The following is a 20,542-nucleotide window of genomic DNA, read 5'->3' on the forward strand; positions in this document are numbered from 1 at the left end:
CGCATGGCGGACGCAGGACTACGCTGTGCTCTGACCCCGTCGCACCCGAGGGCGTGAGCGACGACCATCATCCGTACCGGAGGAGATTCCGTGACGCGTCCCGTCGTGCTCATCGCTGAGGAGCTGTCGCCCGCCACCGTCGAGGTCCTGGGCCCTGACGTCGAGGTCCGCAGCGTGGACGGCACCGACCGTGCCGCGCTGCTGGCCGCGGTGAAGGAGGCCGATGCCCTCCTGGTCCGTTCCGCCACCCAGGTCGATGCCGAGGTCTACGCCGCGGCCGACCACCTCAAGGTCGTCGCCCGCGCCGGCGTGGGCCTGGACAACGTGGACGTCGCCGCGGCCACGTCGGCCGGGGTCATGGTCATCAACGCCCCCACCTCCAACATCGTCTCCGCCGCGGAGCTCGCGATCGCGCTGATCCTCGCCTCGCTGCGCAACCTGGGCCGCGCCGACGCCTCCGTGAAGGCGGGCCGCTGGGAGCGCAAGCAGCTCACCGGCGTGGAGCTGCTGGAGAAGACGGTCGGCGTGGTGGGCTTCGGCCGCATCGGGCAGCTGGTCGCCGAGCGGCTGCGCCCCTTCGGCGTGAACCTCCTGGCCTACGACCCCTACGTCAACCACGCCCGCGCCGCCGAGCTCGGCGCCCGCGTCGTCGAGCTCGACGAGCTGATGCGCGAAGCGGACGTGCTCACCGTGCACATGCCCAAGACCCCCGAGACCACCGGGCTGATCGGCGCCGAGCAGTTCGCGCTCGCGAAGCCGACCCTCCACGTCGTCAACGCCGCCCGCGGCGGGCTGATCGACGAGGAGGCGCTGTACACGGCGCTGAGCACCGGGCAGATCGAGGGTGCGGCGCTGGACGTCTACTCCTCCGAGCCGCCCGCGAAGAGCGAGACCGCCGCGAAGCTGCTCGAGCTCGACAACCTCACCCTCACCCCGCACCTCGGCGCCTCCACCTCCGAGGCGCAGGAGAAGGCCGGCGTGGCCGTCGCGAAGTCCGTGCGCCTCGCGCTCGCGGGCGAGCTCGTGCCCGATGCGGTCAACGTCGCCGGCGGCGCGATCGACGACCTGGTCCGACCGGGCGTGGCGCTGGCCGACCGGCTCGGCCAGCTGTTCACGGCGCTCGCGGGCGAGGCGCCCGAGGTCCTCGACATCGAGGTGCACGGCGAGATCGCCTCCCGCGACGTGACCGCGCTGAAGCTCTCCGCCCTGCGCGGCATGTTCCGCTCCGTGGTCACCGAGCAGGTCAGCTACGTCAACGCCCCCGTCCTCGCCGAGGAGCGCGGCATCGCCGTGCAGCTGGTGACCGACGAGAACACCGAGCGCTTCCGCAACGTCATCACCCTGCGCGGCACCCTGCGCGACGGCGAGGTCGTGGCCGTCTCCGGCACGCTCAGCGGCGTCGACCAGGAGCACAAGCTCATCGAGGTCTTCGGCCACGCGCTGGACGTGCCCCTGAGCGACCACCTGCTGATCATCCGCTACGAGGACGGCCCGGGCCTGATCGGCCGCTACGGCGCGAGCCTCGGGGAGGCCGGCATCAACATCGCCGGCATGCAGGTCTCCCGTGCGCGCCGCGCCCAGGGCGCCGAGGCGCTCGTCGTGCTCGACCTCGACGAGTCCGTGGACCGCGAGTTCGCCGAGGAGCTCGGCGCGACGATCGACGCGCGCTCCACCCACGCCGTCGACCTCGTCTACTGATCCCGTCCCCCTCCGAGGAGGAGCACTCTCCATGAGCACCACCCCCGCCCCGAGCACCCTGCGCCTGGCCGTCATCGAGGGCGACGGCATCGGCAAGGAGGTCGTCCCCCAGGGGCTGCGCGCCCTGCGCGCCGCCCTCGAGCCCGCCGGCGTCGCCGTCGAGCCGACCCCCTTCGACCTCGGGGCGGGGCGCTGGCACCGCACGGGCGAGACCCTCCCCGACGAGGACATGGCCGCCCTGGCCGAGCGCGACGCGATCCTGCTCGGCGCCGTCGGCGACCCCGGCGTCCCCTCCGGCGTGCTCGAGCGGGGCCTGCTGCTGAAGCTCCGCTTCGCCTTCGACCACTACGTCAACCTGCGCCCCACGCGCCTGTTCCCGGGCGTCGCGACCCCGCTCGCCGAGCCGGGGGACGTCGACTTCCTCGTCGTGCGCGAGGGGACCGAGGGCCCCTACGTCGGCAACGGCGGCTCGATGCGCACCGGCACCGAGCTCGAGGTCGCCACCGAGGTGTCCCTGAACACCGCCGTCGGCGTCGAGCGCGTGGTCCGCTACGCCTTCGAGCAGGCCGAGGCGCGGCGCAAGAAGCTCACCCTCGTGCACAAGCACAACGTGCTCGTCCACGCCGGTCACCTGTGGCGGCGCATCGTCGAGCAGGTCGGCGCCGAGCACCCGGAGGTCGAGGTCGACTACGCCCACGTCGACGCGATGATGATCTACCTCGTCCAGGATCCCTCCCGCTTCGACGTGATCGTCACCGACAACCTCTTCGGCGACATCGTCACCGACCTCGCCGGCGCGATCGGCGGCGGGATCGGCCTGGCCGCGAGCGGCAACGTCAACCCCACCGGCGCGTTCCCCTCGATGTTCGAGCCCGTGCACGGCTCCGCCCCGGACATCGCCGGGAAGGACCTCGCCGACCCCACCGCCACCGTGCTCTCCGTCGCTCTGCTGCTGGACCACCTCGGTCACGTCGAGCCCGCCGCCGCGGTGCGCGCCGCCGTGGAGAACGACCTCGCCGCCCGTGCGGCGGACCCGGCGCTCGCCTCCCGCGGCACCGCGCGGATCGGCGACGACCTCGTCGCCGCGATCACCGGGCGCTGAGCGCCCGCACCTGACACACTGACCCTGCCGACCCTCACCGAGGAGACCACCGTGAGCGCACTCGCCTTCACCCAGACCAGCACGACCCGTCGCGTGGGCGACGACGAGCGCGCCCGCATCCTCTCCGCCCCCGGCTTCGGCCAGCACTACACCGACTTCATGGCCCGCGCCCGCTGGAGGGCCGACGGCGGCTGGGGGCAGGACGAGGTCGTGCCCTTCGGTCCACTGCAGCTGTCCCCGGCCACGGCCGTGCTGCACTACGGCCAGGAGATCTTCGAGGGCCTGAAGGCGTTCCGCCACGCCGACGGGTCGGTGTGGACCTTCCGCCCCGAGGCGAACGCCGAGCGCATGCAGCGCTCCGCCCGACGCCTCGCGCTTCCCGAGCTGCCGGTGGAGGACTTCCTCGCCTCGCTGAAGGCCGTGGTCGCGGCCGACGAGCCGTGGGTGCCCGAGGCGACCAGCGAGGAGTCGCTCTACCTGCGCCCCTTCATGTTCGCCTCCGAGGAGTTCCTCGGCGTGCGCGCCGCGGAGACGGTCGACTACTACGTCATCGCCTCCCCGGCCGGCCCCTACTTCCCGCGCGGCGTGCAGCCGCTGGTCGTGTGGATCACCGACGAGTACGCGCGCGCCGGCGCCGGCGGCACCGGCGCCGCGAAGTGCGGCGGCAACTACGCCTCCTCCCTGCTGGGCAAGCGCGAGGCCGCGGAGAACGGGGCCGACGAGGTGCTCTTCCTCGACTCCGAGACCCACACCAGCATCGACGAGCTCTCCGGCATGAACGTCGTCGCGATCACCGCCGACGGCCGCCTGCTCACTCCGGCCCTGACCGGGTCGATCCTCGAGGGCGTCACCCGTCTGTCGATCCTGCGCCTGGCGGAGGATCGCGGGCTCGAGGTCCACGAGCAGAAGCTCGTCATGAGCGAGATCGTCCAGCAGCTGCAGGACGGCACCATCACGGAGATGTTCGCCTGCGGCACCGCCGCGGTCATCAACCCCATCGGCGAGTTCCGCTCGAGGAAGGGCTCCTGGACCGTCGGCGACGGCGGCTCCGGCGAGGTCACCCTCGCGCTGCGCAAGGAGCTCACCGACATCCAGTACGGCCGGATCCCGGACCGCCACGGCTGGTTGACCCGACTGGTGTGAGTCCGTCATGACGAATCCCGCGACCACCCCCATGATCGACGCCTTCCACCTCTACGACACGACGCTGCGCGACGGCTCCCAGCAGGAGGGGCTCACCCTCTCGGTGGCCGACAAGCTCGCCGTCGCCCGCCTCCTGGACGAGCTGGGCGTGACCTACATCGAGGGCGGCTGGCCCGGCGCCGTCCCGCGCGACACGGAGTTCTTCGCCCGCGCCCGCACCGAGCTGGAGCTCGGCACCGCACGCCTGGCCGCCTTCGGCGCGACCCGCAAGGCCGGCGTCGACGTCGCCGAGGACGCGCAGGTCCGGGCGCTCGTCGATTCCGGCGCGCCGACGATCACCCTGGTCGCGAAGTCGGACCTGCGCCATGTCACCGGCGCGCTGCGCACCACCGCCGAGGAGAACCTCGCGATGGTGCGCGAGACCGTCGCCCACCTCGTCGGCCTCGGCCGGGAGGTGTTCGTCGACGCGGAGCACTTCTTCGACGGATTCCTCCACGACCCCGACTACACCGCCTCCGTGCTCCTCGCCGCGCACGAGGCCGGCGCCTCCGTGCTCGTGCTGTGCGACACCAACGGCGGGATGCTCCCGCACCAGGTCACGGAGATCGTCGAGGACCTGCGCGTCCGGCTCGAGACGGCAGGGGCGGGCACGGCGCGGCTGGGCGCCCACACCCACAACGACACCGGCTGCGCGGTCGCCAACGCGATCTCCGCCGTCCGCGCCGGGATCACCCACGTCCAGGGCTGTGTGAACGGCTACGGGGAGCGCACCGGCAACGCCGACCTCGTCACCCTGCTCGCGGATCTGCAGCTGAAGATGGGCATGGAGCTCGTCCCCGCCGAGACCCTCGGCGAGGCCACCCGCATCTGCCATGCGATCGGCGAGATCGTGAACATGCCCGTCAATCCTCGCGCCCCCTACGTCGGCGCGAGCGCCTTCGCGCACAAGGCCGGGCTGCACGCGAGCGCGATCCGCGTGGACCCCGATCTGTACCAGCACACCGATCCCCGCGCCGTGGGCAACGACATGCGCATGATCATCTCCGACATGGCCGGCCGCGCCTCGATCGAGCTCAAGGGCCGCGAGCTCGGCTTCGACCTCGCCGGCGAGCCGGAGCTGCTCACCCGCCTCGCGCAGACCGTCAAGCAGCGCGAGGCGATCGGCTACTCCTACGAGGCCGCCGACGCGTCCTTCGAGCTGCTCCTGCTCGACGCCCTCGGGCAGGTGCCCAGCTACTCGGTCGTCGAGTCCTGGCGCGCCACCTCCCAGCTGGGACGCGACGGGACCCTCGAGACCGAGGCGACCGTGAAGCTGCAGGCCGACGGCGGGGGAGAGCACCAGCGCAAGGTCGCGATCGCCGAGGGCAACGGCCCCGTCAACGCCCTGGACCTCGCCCTGCGGGAGGCGCTGCGCGAGCGGCACCCCGAGGTCGACGAGTTCGAGCTGCGCGACTTCAAGGTCCGGATCCTCGACGCCCAGCACGGCACCGACGCCACCGTGCGCGTGCTCGTGCGCACCTCCGGGCGCGGCCTGGAGTTCCAGACCGTCGGCGTCGGCCCCAACGTCATCGAGGCCTCCTGGGAGGCGATCTACGACGCCTACACCTACGGGCTGCACAAGTCCGGCGTCTGAGGGGCCGCGGGGACGGGGGAGCGCTACCCTGTGACCATGACCACCTACCTGCTCACCGCCCTCGGCGATGACCGCCCCGGCCTGGTCGCCGCCCTGGCCTCCGCCGTCGACGAGCACGGCGGCAGCTGGGTGGACAGCCAGCTCGCGCTGCTCGCCGGGAAGTTCGCCGGCATCGTCGAGGTGGACCTGCCCGATGCGCGGGTCGAGGCGTTCCTCGCCGCCCTGCCCGCCCTCGAGGCCTCCAGCGGGCTGCGGGTCGAGGCGACCGCTGCCGAGGCCGTTCCCCGCACCGCGCCGAGCCGCCCCCTGCGCCTGCACCTGCTGGGCCAGGACCGCACCGGCATGATCCGCGAGGTCACCACCGCCCTGTGCTCCCAGGGCGCGACGATCGACGGCCTGCGCTCCTGGACCCGCGAGGCCCCCGAGGGCGGCGGCATGCTCTTCGAGGCGGAGGCCGAGCTGCGCCTGCCCGAGCACGCCGAGGAGGCCGACGTGCGCGAGGCGCTCGAGACGATCGCGGCCGAGCTGATGGTGGACCTGGAGCTCGACGGCCCGGAATGACGTTCTCCCGGCGATTATCGTAATGGTGGTCGTGCGTAATTCGCATCTTTCCGGATAGCGGCCGACGAAGATTTCGCAGAACGTGCCTATCCGGGACCGAAGTCCTCTAGGGTGGCCCCACGGGCCGAGGATCCTGGCGAGGTAGAAGTCCACCTCAGCGGTGCGTCGTCGAGCGATGCTCGTCCCGCGTGTCCGCTCGCGTCCGAGGAGCGTCATCGATGCCCGGGTCCACGTCCACCGCCGCCACCACCACTGCGCAGGACACCGTTCCGCCCGGTGCCTGGCGAGCGCTTCTGCTGGTCACCCTCGGTTTCGGGGTGAACTTCTGGGCCTGGGCGCTGCTGAGCCCGCTGGGCCCCGTGTACGTCGAGCGGGGCCTCGCGCAGGACGCCTCGCTGATCGTGGCGCTTCCCGTGCTGGTCGGCTCCCTGGGCCGGATCCTGGTCGGAGGGCTCTCGGACCGCTTCGGCGGCCACCTCATGTTCCCGCTCGTATCGCTGCTGACCGTGATCCCGGTGCTGTTCCTGGGCCTGGTCGGCCAGTTCACGTATTCCACGCTCCTGCTGGGCGGATTCTTCCTCGGCATCGCCGGCACCACGTTCGCGATCGGCGTCCCCTACGTGAACGCCTGGTTCCCGCCTGCCAAGCGTGGAATGGCCACCGGGCTGTACGGCGTGGGCATGGGCGGCACCGCCATCAGCGCCTTCACCACCGTGCCGCTCGTGGACTCCGTGGGCACCGCCGCCCCCTTCGTCATCACCTCGATCGCGCTCGTGATCTACGCGATCCTGGCCTGGCTGTTCATGCACGACGCCCCCACCTGGTCCCCCTCGACCAAGAGCATCCTCGCCCAGTCCCTCACCGCGATGCGGCTGAAGGTCACCTGGCAGGCCTGCTACCTGTACGCGCTGAGCTTCGGCGGCTATGTCGCGTTCTCCGTCTTCCTGCCCACGATGCTGAAGAACTGGTACGGCCTCACCACGGCCGACGCCTCCTTCCGCATGGCCGGCTTCGTGATCGTCGCCGTGGTCATGCGCCCGCTCGGCGGCACCCTCTCGGACCGGATCGGCGCCTCGCGCACCCTGCTGATCTCCTACACGGCCGTGGCCCTCGCCGCGCTGATGCTCGCCTTCCAGCCCGCGCTGATGCCGATCGGCACGATCGACTTCATCGTCATGGCCGCCGGCCTCGGGCTCGGCTCCGGCGCGGTCTTCGCCCTGGTCGCCCAGACCACCGACCCCTCCGTGGTCGGTTCCGTCACCGGCTTCGTCGGCGCCGCCGGCGGCCTCGGCGGCTTCGTCCCGCCGCTGGTGATGGGCGCGATCCACGCCAGCAGCGGGAGCTACTCCCTCGGGATCGTCCTGCTGCTGATGGCGACCCTCGGCGCCGTCGTCGTCACCCTCTTCGTCGCGCGCGGCGCCCGCGCCGCCGCGACCACCGCCTGAACCCCGCCCCGCCCAGGAGGAGCACCCATGAGCATCCAGGACCGCACCCCCTCGCAGGAGCAGGACGGCACCGCCCCCGGCATGGACTCGCCGCTGTTCGACGCGCTGATCGGCGCGCGGCGCATGTTCAGCCGCTCCGAGAAGATCAGCGAGGACAACCGCGAGACCCACCGGGTCGGCGGTCGCGGCGGCGACTCCTTCTACCGCGAGCGCTGGAGCCACGACAAGGTGGTCCGCTCGACCCACGGCGTGAACTGCACCGGCTCCTGCTCCTGGAAGGTCTACGTCAAGGACGGCGTGATCACCTGGGAGTCGCAGGAGACGGACTACCCCTCCGCCGGCCCCGACAAGCCCGAGTACGAGCCGCGCGGCTGCCCCCGCGGCGCGTCCTTCTCCTGGTACACCTACTCGCCCACCCGGGTGCGCTACCCCTACGTGCGCTCCGAGCTGCTGCGCCTGTTCCGCGAGGAGAAGGCGAAGGTGCCCGGGGGAGACCCCGTCGAGGCCTGGAAGGCGATCGTCTCCGATCCCGAGAAGGCCATGCGCTACAAGCGTGCCCGCGGCAAGGGCGGGCTGGTGCGCGCCTCCTGGGAGGAGGCCGAGGAGCTCGTCGCCGCCGCCTACGTCCACACCGTCAAGGAGTTCGGCCCCGACCGCGCCACCGGCTTCTCGCCGATCCCCGCGATGAGCCAGGTCTCCTTCTCCTCCGGCGCCCGCTTCCACCAGCTCATCGGCGGCTCGATGCTGTCCTTCTACGACTGGTACGCGGATCTCCCGCCCGCCTCCCCGCAGGTCTTCGGCGACCAGACCGACGTGCCCGAGTCCGGTGACTGGTGGGACGCCGCCTACCTGATCATGTGGGGCTCCAACGTGCCCCTGACCCGCACCCCGGACGCGCACTGGATGGCGGAGGCCCGCTACCGCGGCCAGAAGGTCATCTCCGTCGCCCCGGACTACGCCGAGAGCGTCAAGTTCGCCGACGAGTGGCTCGCCCCGCACCCCGGCACCGACGCCGCCCTCGCCATGGCGATGGGCCACACGATCCTGCGCGAGTTCTACGTCGACCGCCAGGTGCCCTACTTCGAGGACTACTCCAGGCAGTACACCGACCTGCCCTTCCTCGTGCAGCTCGAGAAGCGCGAGGACGGCGCGTTCGTGCCCGGCAAGTTCCTCGTCGCGAGCGAGGCGGGGGAGCACCGCACCGCCGAGGCCGCGACCGAGCACGCCGACTTCAAGCCCATGATGTTCGACCGCGCGAGCGAGCAGGTCGTCGTACCCAACGGCACCCTCGGCCATCGCTTCTCGGCCGACGGCGAGGGCCGCTGGAACCTCGAGCTCGGCGACCTCGACCCGGCGCTGAGCCTGCTGGGCCACCACCAGGAGGTGGCCGAGGTGCTGCTGCCCCGCTTCGACACGGCCGGCCAGGGCGGGCGCGGCGACGTCGCCCGCGGCGTGCCCGTGCGCGAGATCGACGGCCGGATCGTCACGACCGTCTTCGATCTGCTGCTGGCCGAGTACGGCGTGGGCCGGGAGGGCCTGCCCGGGCAGTGGGCGAGCGGACTCGACGACGCCGAGGCGCTGTACACCCCCGCCTGGCAGGAGACCATCACGGGCGTGCCCGGCGTCGCCGCGGCGCGCATCGCCCGGGAGTTCGCGCAGAACGCGATCGACTCCGGCGGCCGCTCGATGATCATCATGGGCGCCGGCACGAACCACTGGTTCCACTCCGACACCATCTACCGCTCCTTCCTGACCCTCACGAACCTCTGCGGCACGCAGGGCGTCAACGGCGGCGGCTGGGCCCACTACGTCGGCCAGGAGAAGGTCCGCCCGATCACCGGCTGGCTCCACCTCGCCAACGCCCTGGACTGGTCCCGGCCCCCGCGCCAGATGACCCAGACCACCTACTGGTACATGCACACCGACCAGTGGCGCTACGACCGCTTCGGCGCGGACACCCTCGCCGCCACCACCGGCGCGGGGCACTTCGCGGGCACCACCACCGCCGACGCCGTCGCCCTCTCCCAGCGGCTCGGCTGGCAGCCCTTCTATCCGCAGTTCGACATCTCCTCCCTCGACGTCGCCGATCGCGCCGCCGATGCGGGGGAGGAGACGATCCCCTATCTCGTCGACCAGCTCAAGCACGGCGGCATCAACTTCGCCGCCGAGGATCCCGACGCCTTCGAGAACCACCCGAAGATCTGGTCGATCTGGCGGGCGAACACGCTGGGCTCCTCCGCCAAGGGCGACCAGTACTTCTTCCGTCACCTGCTGGGAGTGGACTCCGCCGCCACCGAGGAGGAGACCCCCGAGCACCTGCGGCCGAAGGACGTGCGCTGGAGGGAGGAGGCGCCCATCGGGAAGATCGACCTGATGCTCACCCTCGACTTCCGCATGACCAGCCACACCCTCCACTCCGACGTGGTGCTGCCTGCCGCGACCTGGTACGAGAAGCACGATCTGTCCACCACGGACATGCACCCCTTCGTCCACTCCTTCAACCCCGCGATCTCCAACCCCTGGGAGTCCCGCACCGACTGGGAGACCTGGGCCGGGATCGCCAGGCGCTTCAGCGAGCTCGCCGAGACGCACCTTGGCACCCGCAAGGACGTCGTCGCCTTCCCGCTCCAGCACGACACCCCCGGCGAGCTCGCCACCCCGCACGGCCGCGTGCGGGACTGGAAGAGGGGCGAGTGCGAGCCCGTGCCGGGCCTGACCATGCCCACCCTGGTCGAGGTCGAGCGCGACTACACGCAGGTCCACGCGAAGTTCACCTCGATCGGCCCGCTGCTCGACACGCTCGGGATGACCACCAAGGGCATCACCTACGACGTGAAGGACTACGTCGCCGAGCTCGGGCGCCTGAACGGCACCCACCGCACCGGCCCCGCCGCCGGCCGCCCCAAGCTCGAGACGGACCTGCAGGCCTGCGAGTTCATCCTGGGGCTCTCCGGCACCACCAACGGGCACATGGCCACAGAGGGCTTCAAGACCCTCGAGAAGCGCACCGGCACCCGCCTGCACGACCTCGCCGCCGAGAACGAGGGCAAGCGGATCCACTTCGCCGACACCAAGGCCGCGCCGGTCCCGGTGATCACGAGCCCGGAGTGGTCCGGCTCCGAGTCCGGCGGGCGCCGATACAGCCCCTTCACCATCAACGTGGAGCGCAAGAAGCCCTGGCACACCCTCACCGGGCGCCAGCACTACTACCTCGACCACGACTGGATGCTCGAGATGGGCGAGGCGCTGCCCGTGTTCCGGCCCCCGCTGGACATGACCGCCCTGTTCGGCGAGCGGGCGCTGGGGGAGAAGGACGAGGCCGGCACCTCGATCTCGGTGCGCTACCTGACCCCGCACAACAAGTGGGCGATCCACTCGATGTACATGGAGAACTTCTTCATGATGAACCTCTCCCGCGGCGGGCAGACGATCTGGATGAGCGTCGAGGACGCCGAGGCCGTCGGCATCACCGACAACGACTGGATCGAGGCCACCAACCGCAACGGCGTGGTCGCCGCGAGAGCCGTCGTCTCCCACCGCATGCCCAAGGGCACCGCCTTCATGCACCACGCCCAGGACCGCACCGTGAACGTGCCGCTGACCGAGCGGGACGGCATGCGCGGCGGCATCCACAACTCGCTGACCCGCATCATGCTCAAGCCCTCCCACCTGATCGGCGGCTACGGCCAGCTGTCCTACGCCTTCAACTACTACGGCCCGACGGGGAACCAGCGCGACGAGGTCACGATGATCCGCAAGCGCACCGCCCCCGTCGAGTACTGAGCACCGAGAGAACGAGGAGAGACGACATGCGCGTCATGGCCCAGATGTCGATGGTGATGAACCTCGACAAGTGCATCGGCTGCCACACCTGCTCGGTGACCTGCAAGCAGGCGTGGACGAACCGCTCCGGCACGGAGTACATCTGGTTCAACAACGTCGAGACCCGGCCCGGGCAGGGCTACCCCCGCGGCTACGAGGACCAGGAGAAGTGGAAGGGCGGCTGGGAGCTCAGCGCGAGCGGGCGCCTCAAGCCCAAGGCCGGCGGCCGCCTCACCAAGCTCCTGCAGCTGTTCTCGAACCCGAAGCTGCCCGGCATCGAGGACTACTACGAGCCGTGGACCTACGAGTACGACAAGCTGCTCAACGCCCCCGCGCAGCAGCAGAACATCCCCACCGCGCCCCCGAAGTCCCTCATCACGGGGGAGCGCACCCAGATCCAGTGGTCGGGGAACTGGGACGACGACCTCGGCGGCACGTACCTGCACAAGGACAAGGACCCGATGCTCAAGGGCATCGAGGACAAGGTCCAGTTCGAGTTCGACCAGACCTTCATGTTCTACCTGCCCCGCATCTGCGAGCACTGCCTGAACCCCACCTGCGTGGCCTCCTGCCCCTCCGGCGCGATCTACAAGCGCGAGGAGGACGGCATCGTCCTGGTGGACCAGGACGGCTGCCGCGGCTGGCGCATGTGCATCACCGGCTGCCCCTACAAGAAGATCTACTTCAACCACCGCACCGGCAAGGCCGAGAAGTGCACCTTCTGCTACCCCCGCATCGAGCAGGGCGAGCCGACGGTGTGCGCCGAGACCTGCGTGGGCCGCCTGCGCTACATCGGCCTGGTCCTCTACGACGCCGACCGCGTCACCGAGGCCGCCTCCACCCGGGACGAGAAGGAGCTCTACCGCGCCCAGCGCGACATCATTCTCGACCCCCACGACCCCGAGGTGATCGCGGGCGCGAAGGCCTCCGGCATCCCGCACGACTGGCTGCTGGCCGCGCAGAAGTCGCCCACCTACAAGCTCATCAAGGACTACGAGGTCGCGCTCCCGCTGCACCCCGAGTACCGCACCATGCCGATGGTCTGGTACATCCCGCCGCTCTCCCCGGTCGTGGACGTCGTGCGCGACACCGGCTACGACGCGGAGGACGCCGAGAACCTCTTCGCCGCGATCGACGCTCTGCGCATCCCGGTGGAGTACCTCGCGAACCTCTTCACCGCCGGGGACGTGCCCACCGTCGAGCGGGTGCTGTACCGGATGGCCGCGATGCGCTCGTACATGCGCGACATCAACCTCGGCAACGCGCCCCGCGAGGGCATCGCGAACGCCGTCGGGATGGACGGCGAGACCATGCAGGAGATGTACCGCCTGCTCGCGATCGCGAAGTACGAGGACCGCTACGTCATCCCCGTCGGCCACCACGAGTCCGCCCACGACCTCGAGTCCACCGGCACGGACTGCCCGCTGAACGCCCCCGGCGGCCCCGGCATGGGCATGTCCCTGCCCGAGGAGTCCCTCGGCATGGCCGGACCGGGGTACGCCACCAAGCGCCAGCAGACCACGCCCGACCGCCCCGAGGGCGTGCGGATCAACCTGCTGAACTGGGACGGGCGCGGCCGTCCCGACGGGCTCTTCCCCGAGCCCGCGACGGGAGGTGCCTGATGGGCGCCCTCGCCCGCCTGCTGGGCCGGCGCACGGCCGACGGCGACGCGTCGGGGAGCACGGCCACCGCGACCCTGCCGCCGAAGCGCGCGCGCTCGCCGAAGGACCTGCTGCACGCCTCCGGGATGGATCTGCCGGCGCTGCGCACCACCTGGCTCGCCGTCTCCTGGCTGCTGACCTATCCCGACGAGCAGGTCCGCTCCCGGCTCGGGGACCTCGAGGTGCTGGTCCAGGACCTTCCCGAGCCCGTCCGCGGCGAGCTCGCACGGACCCTCGAGGCGCTCGCCGGCATGGACCCCGTCGTCCTCCAGGAGCAGTACGTCGACACCTTCGACACGCGCCGCCGGGGGTGCCTGCACCTGACCTACTTCAGCCACGGCGACACCCGCCGCCGCGGGATGGCGCTGCTGCGCATTAAGCAGGACTTCCGCGCCGCGGGCGTGGAGGTCGGCGAGAAGGAGCTTCCCGACCACCTCCCGCTGGTGCTCGAGTTCGCCGCCGGGCACGACCCGGAGCGGGGCGCGAAGATCCTGCGCGGGAACCGCCCCGGCGTCGAGCTGCTGCGCCTGCACCTGGCGGAGATCGACTCGCCCTGGCACGGCGCGCTGGTGGGCCTGTGCGCGACCCTGCCGCCGCTGGACGCCGACGACCGCGCCGCCGTGCTCCGCCTGGCCGAGGAGGGGCCGGAGGAGGAGACCGTGGGCCTGGACGGCTACGGCCTCGACGCCGACGCCGCGGCGCTGGGCGGGCAGACCTTCGCCGCGAGCGGCTGCGACTCCCGGGCCACCGCCCCCGGCCCCGTTCCCGTGGACCTGCTGAGAGGACGACCCTCATGAACGACACCTCGACCCTCGACCTGCTGCTGTGGGTGGTGCTGCCCTACATGGTCCTGGCGGTCTTCGTGCTCGGGCACGTGTGGCGCTTCCGCGCCGACCGCTTCGGCTGGACCACCCGCTCGAGCCAGATCTACGAGTCCAAGCTGCTCTCGATCGGCTCGCCGATGTTCCACTTCGGGATCATCGGGATCTTCTTCGGCCACGTGGTGGGGCTCGGGATCCCGAAGTCCTGGACCCGCTTCCTGGGGATCTCCGACCACGTCTACCACCTCATGGCGGTCACGGTCGGGCTCGCCGCGGCGGTCGCCTGCGTGGGCGGGCTGATGATCCTGCTGTACCGCCGCCGCACCAACACGCGCGTGTTCGGGGCGACGACGGTGGGGGACAAGATCATGTACCTCCTGCTCACCCTGGTGATCACCTTCGGCGTGCTCGCCACCCTCGTGCACACGACCATCGGGGACTACGACTACCGCGAGGGAGTCTCGATCTGGTTCCGCCAGTTCTGGACGCTGCAGCCCTCGACGGAGCTGATGAGCCAGGCCCCGATCTTCTTCCAGCTGCACGTGCTCAGCGCCCTGCTGCTCTTCGCGGCGTGGCCCTTCACGCGTCTGGTGCACGTCTTCGCGGCACCGGTGGGCTACCTGACCCGGCCCTACATCGTCTACCGCAGCAAGGACCCGCGCCGCGAGTCCGAGCGCCGCGGCTGGGAGAAGGTGGACTTCTGATGGCGAGCAGACCCCCTGTGACCCGGCAGAGCGACTGGGAGACGACGCTGCTGCCCTGGCTGCGCGACGTCGCCGCGGATCTCGAGGTCGGCGGTGTGGACCTCGACGTCGACCGGGTGCACACGATGACCGGAGTGGTGGCCGACGGGGTGCAGCGCTCGATGGCGCCGATCTCCGCCTTCCTGGTCGGGGCGGCAGTGGCGCGCGGTGCCGGGCTCGAGGAGGCCTGCACCGCGGTCGAGGAGCTCACCCGCGCCCGGGCGAAGGCGTGAGAGCCCGGAATACCTTGCCCCTGCCTCTTGTGATTGCGTTCACAGACGGTAGTCTGGTACCTGCGGGCGCCCCCTCCCCGCTACCCCCGTCGCCCCCGAGAGGAACCGTCCGGTGATCAGCTCCCGTCCCAGCCATTCCGAGAACTCCCCCCGCATCGCACGTGCGGGTCGTGCGGCGAGGTTCGCCGCGGGTCTCCTGTTCGCCGGCGCCCTCGGCGTCGCCGGTGCCGGCGCCGCCGCCGCGATCGAGACGAACCCGCAGAAGATCGAGACCAATCCTCTGATCGAGACCAACCCTCTGATCGAGACGAATCCGCAGAAGATCGAGACGAACCCGCTCAAGCGGATCGAGACGAACCCGCTCAAGCGGATCGAGACGAATCCCCAGCGGATCGAGACGAACCCTCTGATCGAGACGAACCCTCTGATCGAGACGAACCCTCTGATCGAGACCAATCCGCTGTGACCCGCAGCTGATCCAGGACCACGGCCGGCGCCCACCAGGGCGCCGGCCGTCGTCGTGCCGTCCGCCGTGCTGCGAGCTCAGCGGTCCGCCATGTCCCCCACGTGCGTGATCTCCAGGACCGGCTCCCCGGCCTCGTCGGTCGCCTCGAGGTCCAGCTCCGCCTCGATCGCCCAGTCGTGGTTGCCGTCCGGATCGTCGAGCACCTGGCGGATGCGCCACAGCCGCGACTCCTCGGTGATCTGCAGCAGCTGCGGGGAGCGGGCCGGGCCGTCGATGCCCACCTCGTCGTAGGTGTCGTAGTAGGCGTCCATCGCCTCGGCCCAGCGCGGCCGGTCCCATCCTGAGGCGCCGTCGAGCTCGGCCAGGCGCTCCTCCCGCTCGAAGGCGAAGTGCTCCACGCGCTGCCACATCGCGGCCCGCACCATCGTGCGCAGCACCTTCGTCTGGGCGGACAGCCCGCGCGGCGTGGTGGGGCGGATCTCGGAGGCGCCGTCCTCGTGGTCCTCCGGATGGGTCAGCGCCTCCCACTCGTCCAGCAGCGAGGAGTCGATCCCGCGCACCAGCACGCCGAGCCACTCGATCATGTCCTCGAGCTCCTCGGTGCGCAGGTCCTGCGGGACCGTGCGCCGCATCGCCTGGTAGGCGTCGGAGAGATAGCGCAGCACGATCCCCTCCGAGCGCTGCAGGCCGTAGCGCTGCACGAACTCGCTGAAGGTCTGCCCGGTCTCGTGGATCTCACGCACCACAGACTTGGGGGAGAGATCCTCGGCCCGCACCCAGGGGCGGGTGCGGGCGTAGATCTCCAGGGCCGCCTCGAGGTCCTCCTCGAGCGGCTTCGGCCAGCTCACCTCGTCCAGGCGCGCCATCCGCTCGGTGTACTCCACCCCGTCGGCCTTGAGCTCGGCGAGCAGCTCACCTCGGGCGGCGTTCTGCTGGGCGAGCAGGATCTGGCGGGGGTCCTCGAGGATCGCCTCGAGGATCGAGACGGTGTCGAGGGTGAGGGTCTCGGAGGACTCGTCGAGCGAGTCGATCATCGCGATCGCGAACGGGGCCAACGGCTGGTTCATCGTGAAGTCGAGCTGGAGGTCCTCGACCAGGGCGAAGCGCCGGCCCAGATGGTCCGCCTCCTGCCGTGTCTCGATGATCTCCGCCTCGCGCAGGCCGCGGAAGATCTCCACCGCCTCTCGCACGAGCTTCAGCTTCTGCGCGCGGGTCTGGTGGCTGGTCATGATCAGGTGGCGGCCCGCGGCGATCGCGTCCCCGGGCCGGGCGATGAGGGCGAGCACCATCGAGGGCGTGATCCGCAGGTGCGGGCGCAGCGCCTCGGGCGGGTTCTCGACGAGCTTGGTGAGGTTCTGCTCGGACCAGCTCACCGCGCCCTCGGGGATCCTCGGCTTCGGCTCCTTCTTGCGCTTCTTGGCGCTGTTCGGCGCCTTGCCGGCCTCCTCGCGGGCCCGCTGCTTCGCCCGCTCCCGCTCGAACTCGATCGTCCACGTCGGCGCCTGGACCACCACGTGCCCCACGGTGTCGTAGCCGGCGCGCCCGGCGCGTCCCGCGATCTGGTGGAACTCGCGCGCGTTCAGCAGCCGCATGCGCTTCCCGTCGAACTTCGCCAGGCCCGTCAGCAGCACGGTGCGGATCGGCACGTTGATCCCGACGCCGAGGGTGTCGGTGCCGCAGATGACCTTGAGCAGCCCGGACTGGGCGAGCTTCTCCACGAGCCGCCGGTACTTCGGCAGCATGCCCGCGTGGTGCACGCCGATCCCTTCGCGCACCAGACGGGAGAGGATCTGCCCGAAGCCCTTGGAGAAGCGGAAGTCGCCGATCAGCTCGCGGATCCGCTCCTTCTCCTCGGCGGTGAGGATCTTCCCTCCCTGGAGGGCCTGCGCCTGCTCGAGCGCGTCCTTCTGCGTGAAGTGGACGATGTAGACCGGGGCGTCGCGGTCCTCGAGGATCGTCGTGATCGTCTCCGGCAGCGGCTCGAGCGACCAGCGGAAGTCCAGCGGCACGGGGCGCGGGGCGTCGTCGACCACGCTCACGTCCCGCTCGGTGCGCTCTTCCAGGTCCTCGACGAAGAAGGTCACGTCCCCGAGGGTCGCGCTCATGAGCACGAACTGGCAGTGCGGCAGCTCCACGAGCGGCACCTGCCATGCCCAGCCGCGCTGGGAGTCGCCGTAGAAGTGGAACTCGTCCATCACCGCGAGGCCCACGTCGGAGCCCGGGCCGTCGCGCAGGGCGTGGTTGGCGAAGATCTCCGCGGTGCACACGATGATCGGGGCGTCGTGGTTCACCGCCGAGTCGCCGGTCATCATCCCCACGTTCTCGGCTCCGAACTGGGAGACCAGGTCGAAGAACTTCTCGCTCACCAGCGCCTTGATGGGTGCGGTGTAGTAGGAGCGCTCCCCGCGGGCCATCGCCGCGAAGATGGCGGCGTAGGCGATCGTGGTCTTGCCCGAGCCGGTGGGGGTCGCGGCGATCACGTGGTCCCCGGCCGCGATCGCGAGCAGCGCCTCCTCCTGGTGCGGGTAGAGGCTGCGGCCCACGGCCTCCTGCGCCGCGATGAAGCCGTCGACGATGGCGTCCTGGGCGTTCTCGGCGGTGCGCGGGGGCAGGAAGGGCGTCAGGCTCGGCATGTCCTCAGTCTGCCAGGGACCTGCGCGGGGCCGGGTCGCACTAGCCTCGGCACCCCGGGCGGCCACCGCGCCCGGCCGACGGAAGGATGCCGATGCCCGCACGACGCTCCGAGGACCCCGCCCTCACCGAGGCCGAGAAGCGCGGCGAGGGCGCGCACGAGCACTGGGACGAGGCGACCCGCGCCGCGGCCCGCCCCGCCCCGCTCGGGCGATCGTTACCCGATCGTGACAATACAGAACGGCGGGCCGCCGGTGCCGCCGGTGACGAGATCGAGGATTCGTCCATGGCCTGTGAGGATGAGGGGTCGTCGCAGGGGGCCTCCGACGGTCAGGAAGCTACTGACCGGTAGCGCGTCTCGTCGTCGGCGAATCGGGCAGATGCGGACGACGGGGAACTCTCGGGCGGGGTGACCTCCGTCACGTGGCATAGCGTGCCGTCACGGCCCTGCGGGGTCGTCATCCCCACCCCCGTGCCCTCCCCTCGAAAGGCATCACCGTGACGCACTCCACCGTTCTGCGACGCTGCACGAGACTCCTGGGCGGCGCGGCCCTCGTCGCGGGCCTCGCCGTCGGCGGCGCCGGGGCCGCCACCGCCGACGGCCCCGACGCCGAGCGCACCGCCTTCTCCGGCGCCGCGCAGTCCGAGGCCCACGACTACTGGACCTCCGACCGCATGGAGGCCGCCGTCCCCGCCGACGACCTCGCCCCCGAGGGCACCCCTTCGGGCACGGACGTCGAGCAGGGCGAGCCCTTGACCGTCCAGGGCGCCGCCCCCGATGCCGCGACGACCCCGCGCGCCGCCGCAGCCGCGAAGGACACCGTCGGCAAGGTCTTCTTCACCCAGGGCGGCCAGGACTACGTCTGCTCCGGCAACGCCGTCGCCTCCGAGAGCGGCTCGACCGTCTCGACCGCCGGCCACTGCGTGAACGAGGGCGGAAGCTGGGCCACCAACTGGGTCTTCGTGCCCGGCTACGACCACGGCGACGCCCCCTACGGCACCTGGGCCGCGACCGATCTCGTCTCCACCGACCAGTGGGTCTCGAACGAGGACATCAACTACGACGTCGCCTTCGCGACCGTCCAGCCCGAGAGCGGCAGCGGCACTCTCGAGTCCGCCGTCGGCACCACCTCGATCGCCTTCAACCGTGAGCGCGGAGCGCACTACACCTCCTACGGCTACCCGGCCGGCGCACCCTTCGACGGCGAGTCCCTCGAGACCTGCGAGGGCACCGCGAGCGACGACACCCTCGGAGGCACGCTCTCCCAGGGGATCCCCTGCGACATGACCGGCGGCTCCTCCGGCGGGCCCTGGTTCCTCGGCGACGGGGCGCAGAACTCCGTGAACAGCTTCGGCTACGACACCCAGTCGAACGTCATGTACGGCCCGTACTTCGGCGCCGAGGCGCAGGCCGCCTACCAGGAGGCGGCCGCCTGAGCGCAGCACCATCTCCGAGAAGGGCCGCCACCCCGCGGGGTGGCGGCCCTCCGGCTGTCTCAGCGCTCAGCGGGCTCGCTCGCCTCGAGCCCCTCGAGCTCGGCGAGGATCCGCTCGCGCAGCACGTCGGCGCCCGCGGCGAGCTCCCGCTGGCGCCGCACGTACTCGGCCTTGCCGCGAGGGGTCTCGATCGGCACGACCCCGTAGCCAAGCGGCCGCACGTCGTACGGGCTGGCCTCCATGTCCAGCACCCGCGTGGCCCGGGCGTGCTCGAAGCAGTCCAGCACCAGGTCCGAGGGCAGCAGGGGCGTGAGCTTCATCGCCCACTTGTACAGGTCCATCCCCACGTGCAGGCAGGCGGGGTTGTCGTTGTCCACCTGCGTCGCACGCGTGGGCTCCAGGGCGTTCCGCGGTGCGGCCGACGAGGTGAAGAAGCGGAACGCGTCCAGGTGCGAGCAGATCAGCTTCTCCCGCTCCACGACCGCGTCGGTCTCGGCGGGAGAGAGCCGCAGCGGCAGGTCCTCGTGGCGCTGGGCGCCCTCGGGGACCCGGTGCACCATCGCCCATTCGTGCAGTCCGAAGCAGCCGAACTCCGGCCGGCGCCGCGTGAGGCTCGAGGCCCGCAGCAGGCGCGTCATGAAGCCGAACGCATCGGCCCGCTCCTCCAGATAGCGCTCCACATCGGCGCGGCGGATCGTCGGCGCGCCCTCGGGACCAGCGATGTCGACGTACCAGGAGCGGTGTCCCGCCGCGTCCACGTCCGCGATCAGGGACCGCCCCTCCGCATCGACGTCGGCCGCCGCCTCGTAGCCCACGCGCCAGCCCGGATGCCAGCGACGCAGCCGCGCAGGGGAGAAGGGGTAGTAGGTGAACAGGAAGTCCTCGACCGCATGCTTCTGCCCCTGCCGCTTCCGCTCCCGGTGCGCGGCGGTCAGCGCATCGGCCCGCTCCTCGTGCGCGCGTCGGGCGGTCGCGGCCTCGTCGGCGGTCAGCGTGCGGGCGTGCGTCGGAGCGGTCATGGGGCGCGGATCCTCGGGGTCGGGGGCGGGCTCATCCTCGCACGCGGGCGGCGGACGGTTCCTCCCCGACCCCGTCCCGTCCACAACCGGCGCCGAGGCATCGCGCGGGGCCCGGCGCGGACCCTAG

The 20,542-nt window shown here is 71.2% G+C and carries 15 protein-coding genes; 13 read left to right on the top strand and 2 right to left on the bottom strand.

Going from position 1 to position 20,542, the window contains the following annotated elements; genetic code table 11:
* Positions 1-90 precede the first annotated feature (90 nt).
* The 12 genes from serA to D1648_RS10285 all read left to right on the top strand — a co-directional run bounded on the left by serA (position 91) and on the right by D1648_RS10285 (position 15,328).
* Positions 91-1,698: a phosphoglycerate dehydrogenase gene (gene serA / locus D1648_RS10230; protein ID WP_122941391.1), complete on the top strand. Its 1,608-nt coding sequence runs from the start codon at positions 91-93 to the stop codon at positions 1,696-1,698.
* A 31-nt stretch (positions 1,699-1,729) separates the two neighbouring features.
* Positions 1,730-2,800 carry a 3-isopropylmalate dehydrogenase gene (locus D1648_RS10235; RefSeq protein WP_122941393.1) on the top strand — a complete coding sequence of 357 codons (1,071 nt, stop codon included), beginning with the start codon at positions 1,730-1,732 and terminating at the stop codon, positions 2,798-2,800.
* 51 nt (positions 2,801-2,851) lie between these two features.
* Positions 2,852-3,943, top strand: a complete 1,092-nt coding sequence (locus D1648_RS10240) for a branched-chain amino acid aminotransferase (RefSeq protein WP_122941395.1) — start codon at positions 2,852-2,854, stop codon at positions 3,941-3,943.
* 7 nt (positions 3,944-3,950) lie between these two features.
* Positions 3,951-5,576, top strand: a complete 1,626-nt coding sequence (gene cimA / locus D1648_RS10245; RefSeq protein WP_122941398.1) for a citramalate synthase — start codon at positions 3,951-3,953, stop codon at positions 5,574-5,576.
* 36 nt (positions 5,577-5,612) lie between these two features.
* Positions 5,613-6,137 carry a glycine cleavage system protein R gene (locus D1648_RS10250; RefSeq protein WP_122941856.1) on the top strand — a complete coding sequence of 175 codons (525 nt, stop codon included), beginning with the start codon at positions 5,613-5,615 and terminating at the stop codon, positions 6,135-6,137.
* A gap of 218 nt (positions 6,138-6,355) precedes the next feature.
* A complete protein-coding gene (locus tag D1648_RS10255; protein ID WP_122941400.1) occupies positions 6,356-7,582 on the top strand; it encodes a NarK/NasA family nitrate transporter in 1,227 nt (408 codons plus the stop codon).
* A 27-nt stretch (positions 7,583-7,609) separates the two neighbouring features.
* Entirely contained in the window at positions 7,610-11,365 is a 3,756-nt protein-coding gene (locus tag D1648_RS10260) for a nitrate reductase subunit alpha (RefSeq protein ID WP_122941402.1), read from the top strand.
* 26 nt (positions 11,366-11,391) lie between these two features.
* Positions 11,392-13,026 carry a nitrate reductase subunit beta gene (narH, locus tag D1648_RS10265; RefSeq protein ID WP_122941404.1) on the top strand — a complete coding sequence of 545 codons (1,635 nt, stop codon included), beginning with the start codon at positions 11,392-11,394 and terminating at the stop codon, positions 13,024-13,026.
* Positions 13,026-13,862: a nitrate reductase molybdenum cofactor assembly chaperone gene (narJ, locus tag D1648_RS10270; RefSeq protein ID WP_122941406.1), complete on the top strand. Its 837-nt coding sequence runs from the start codon at positions 13,026-13,028 to the stop codon at positions 13,860-13,862. Before narH ends, narJ begins: the two co-directional genes overlap by 1 nt.
* The gene (gene narI, locus D1648_RS10275; protein ID WP_122941408.1) at positions 13,859-14,590 is read left to right on the top strand and encodes a respiratory nitrate reductase subunit gamma; all 732 of its coding nucleotides are present in this window, start codon (positions 13,859-13,861) and stop codon (positions 14,588-14,590) included. Before narJ ends, narI begins: the two co-directional genes overlap by 4 nt.
* Positions 14,590-14,862, top strand: coding sequence for a DUF6457 domain-containing protein (locus D1648_RS10280; RefSeq protein WP_122941410.1), 273 nt, complete (start codon positions 14,590-14,592; stop codon positions 14,860-14,862). The genes narI and D1648_RS10280 overlap by 1 nt, the downstream gene beginning before the upstream one ends.
* Positions 14,863-14,974: 112 nt before the next feature.
* Positions 14,975-15,328 (top strand): hypothetical protein, encoded by a 354-nt coding sequence (locus tag D1648_RS10285; RefSeq protein WP_164518675.1) that lies wholly within the window; start codon positions 14,975-14,977, stop codon positions 15,326-15,328.
* A 77-nt stretch (positions 15,329-15,405) separates the two neighbouring features.
* On the opposite strand, the gene D1648_RS10290 is transcribed toward D1648_RS10285, so the two are convergent.
* Positions 15,406-17,961 carry an RNA helicase gene (locus D1648_RS10290; RefSeq protein ID WP_122941412.1) on the bottom strand — a complete coding sequence of 852 codons (2,556 nt, stop codon included), beginning with the start codon at positions 17,959-17,961 and terminating at the stop codon, positions 15,406-15,408.
* Between the two features lie 496 nt (positions 17,962-18,457).
* Here D1648_RS10290 and D1648_RS10300 point away from each other — a divergent pair, with 496 nt between their 5' ends.
* On the top strand, positions 18,458-19,396 hold the full coding sequence (locus tag D1648_RS10300) for a serine protease (RefSeq protein WP_122941418.1): 939 nt from the start codon (positions 18,458-18,460) through the stop codon (positions 19,394-19,396).
* A 59-nt stretch (positions 19,397-19,455) separates the two neighbouring features.
* On the opposite strand, the gene D1648_RS10305 is transcribed toward D1648_RS10300, so the two are convergent.
* The gene (locus D1648_RS10305; protein WP_122941420.1) at positions 19,456-20,415 is read right to left on the bottom strand and encodes a 3-methyladenine DNA glycosylase; all 960 of its coding nucleotides are present in this window, start codon (positions 20,413-20,415) and stop codon (positions 19,456-19,458) included.
* Between the last annotated feature and the right edge of the window lie 127 nt (positions 20,416-20,542).

It is taken from the genome of Brachybacterium sp. EE-P12, assembly GCF_003711805.1.
Taxonomy (GTDB): Bacteria; Actinomycetota; Actinomycetes; order Actinomycetales; family Dermabacteraceae; genus Brachybacterium.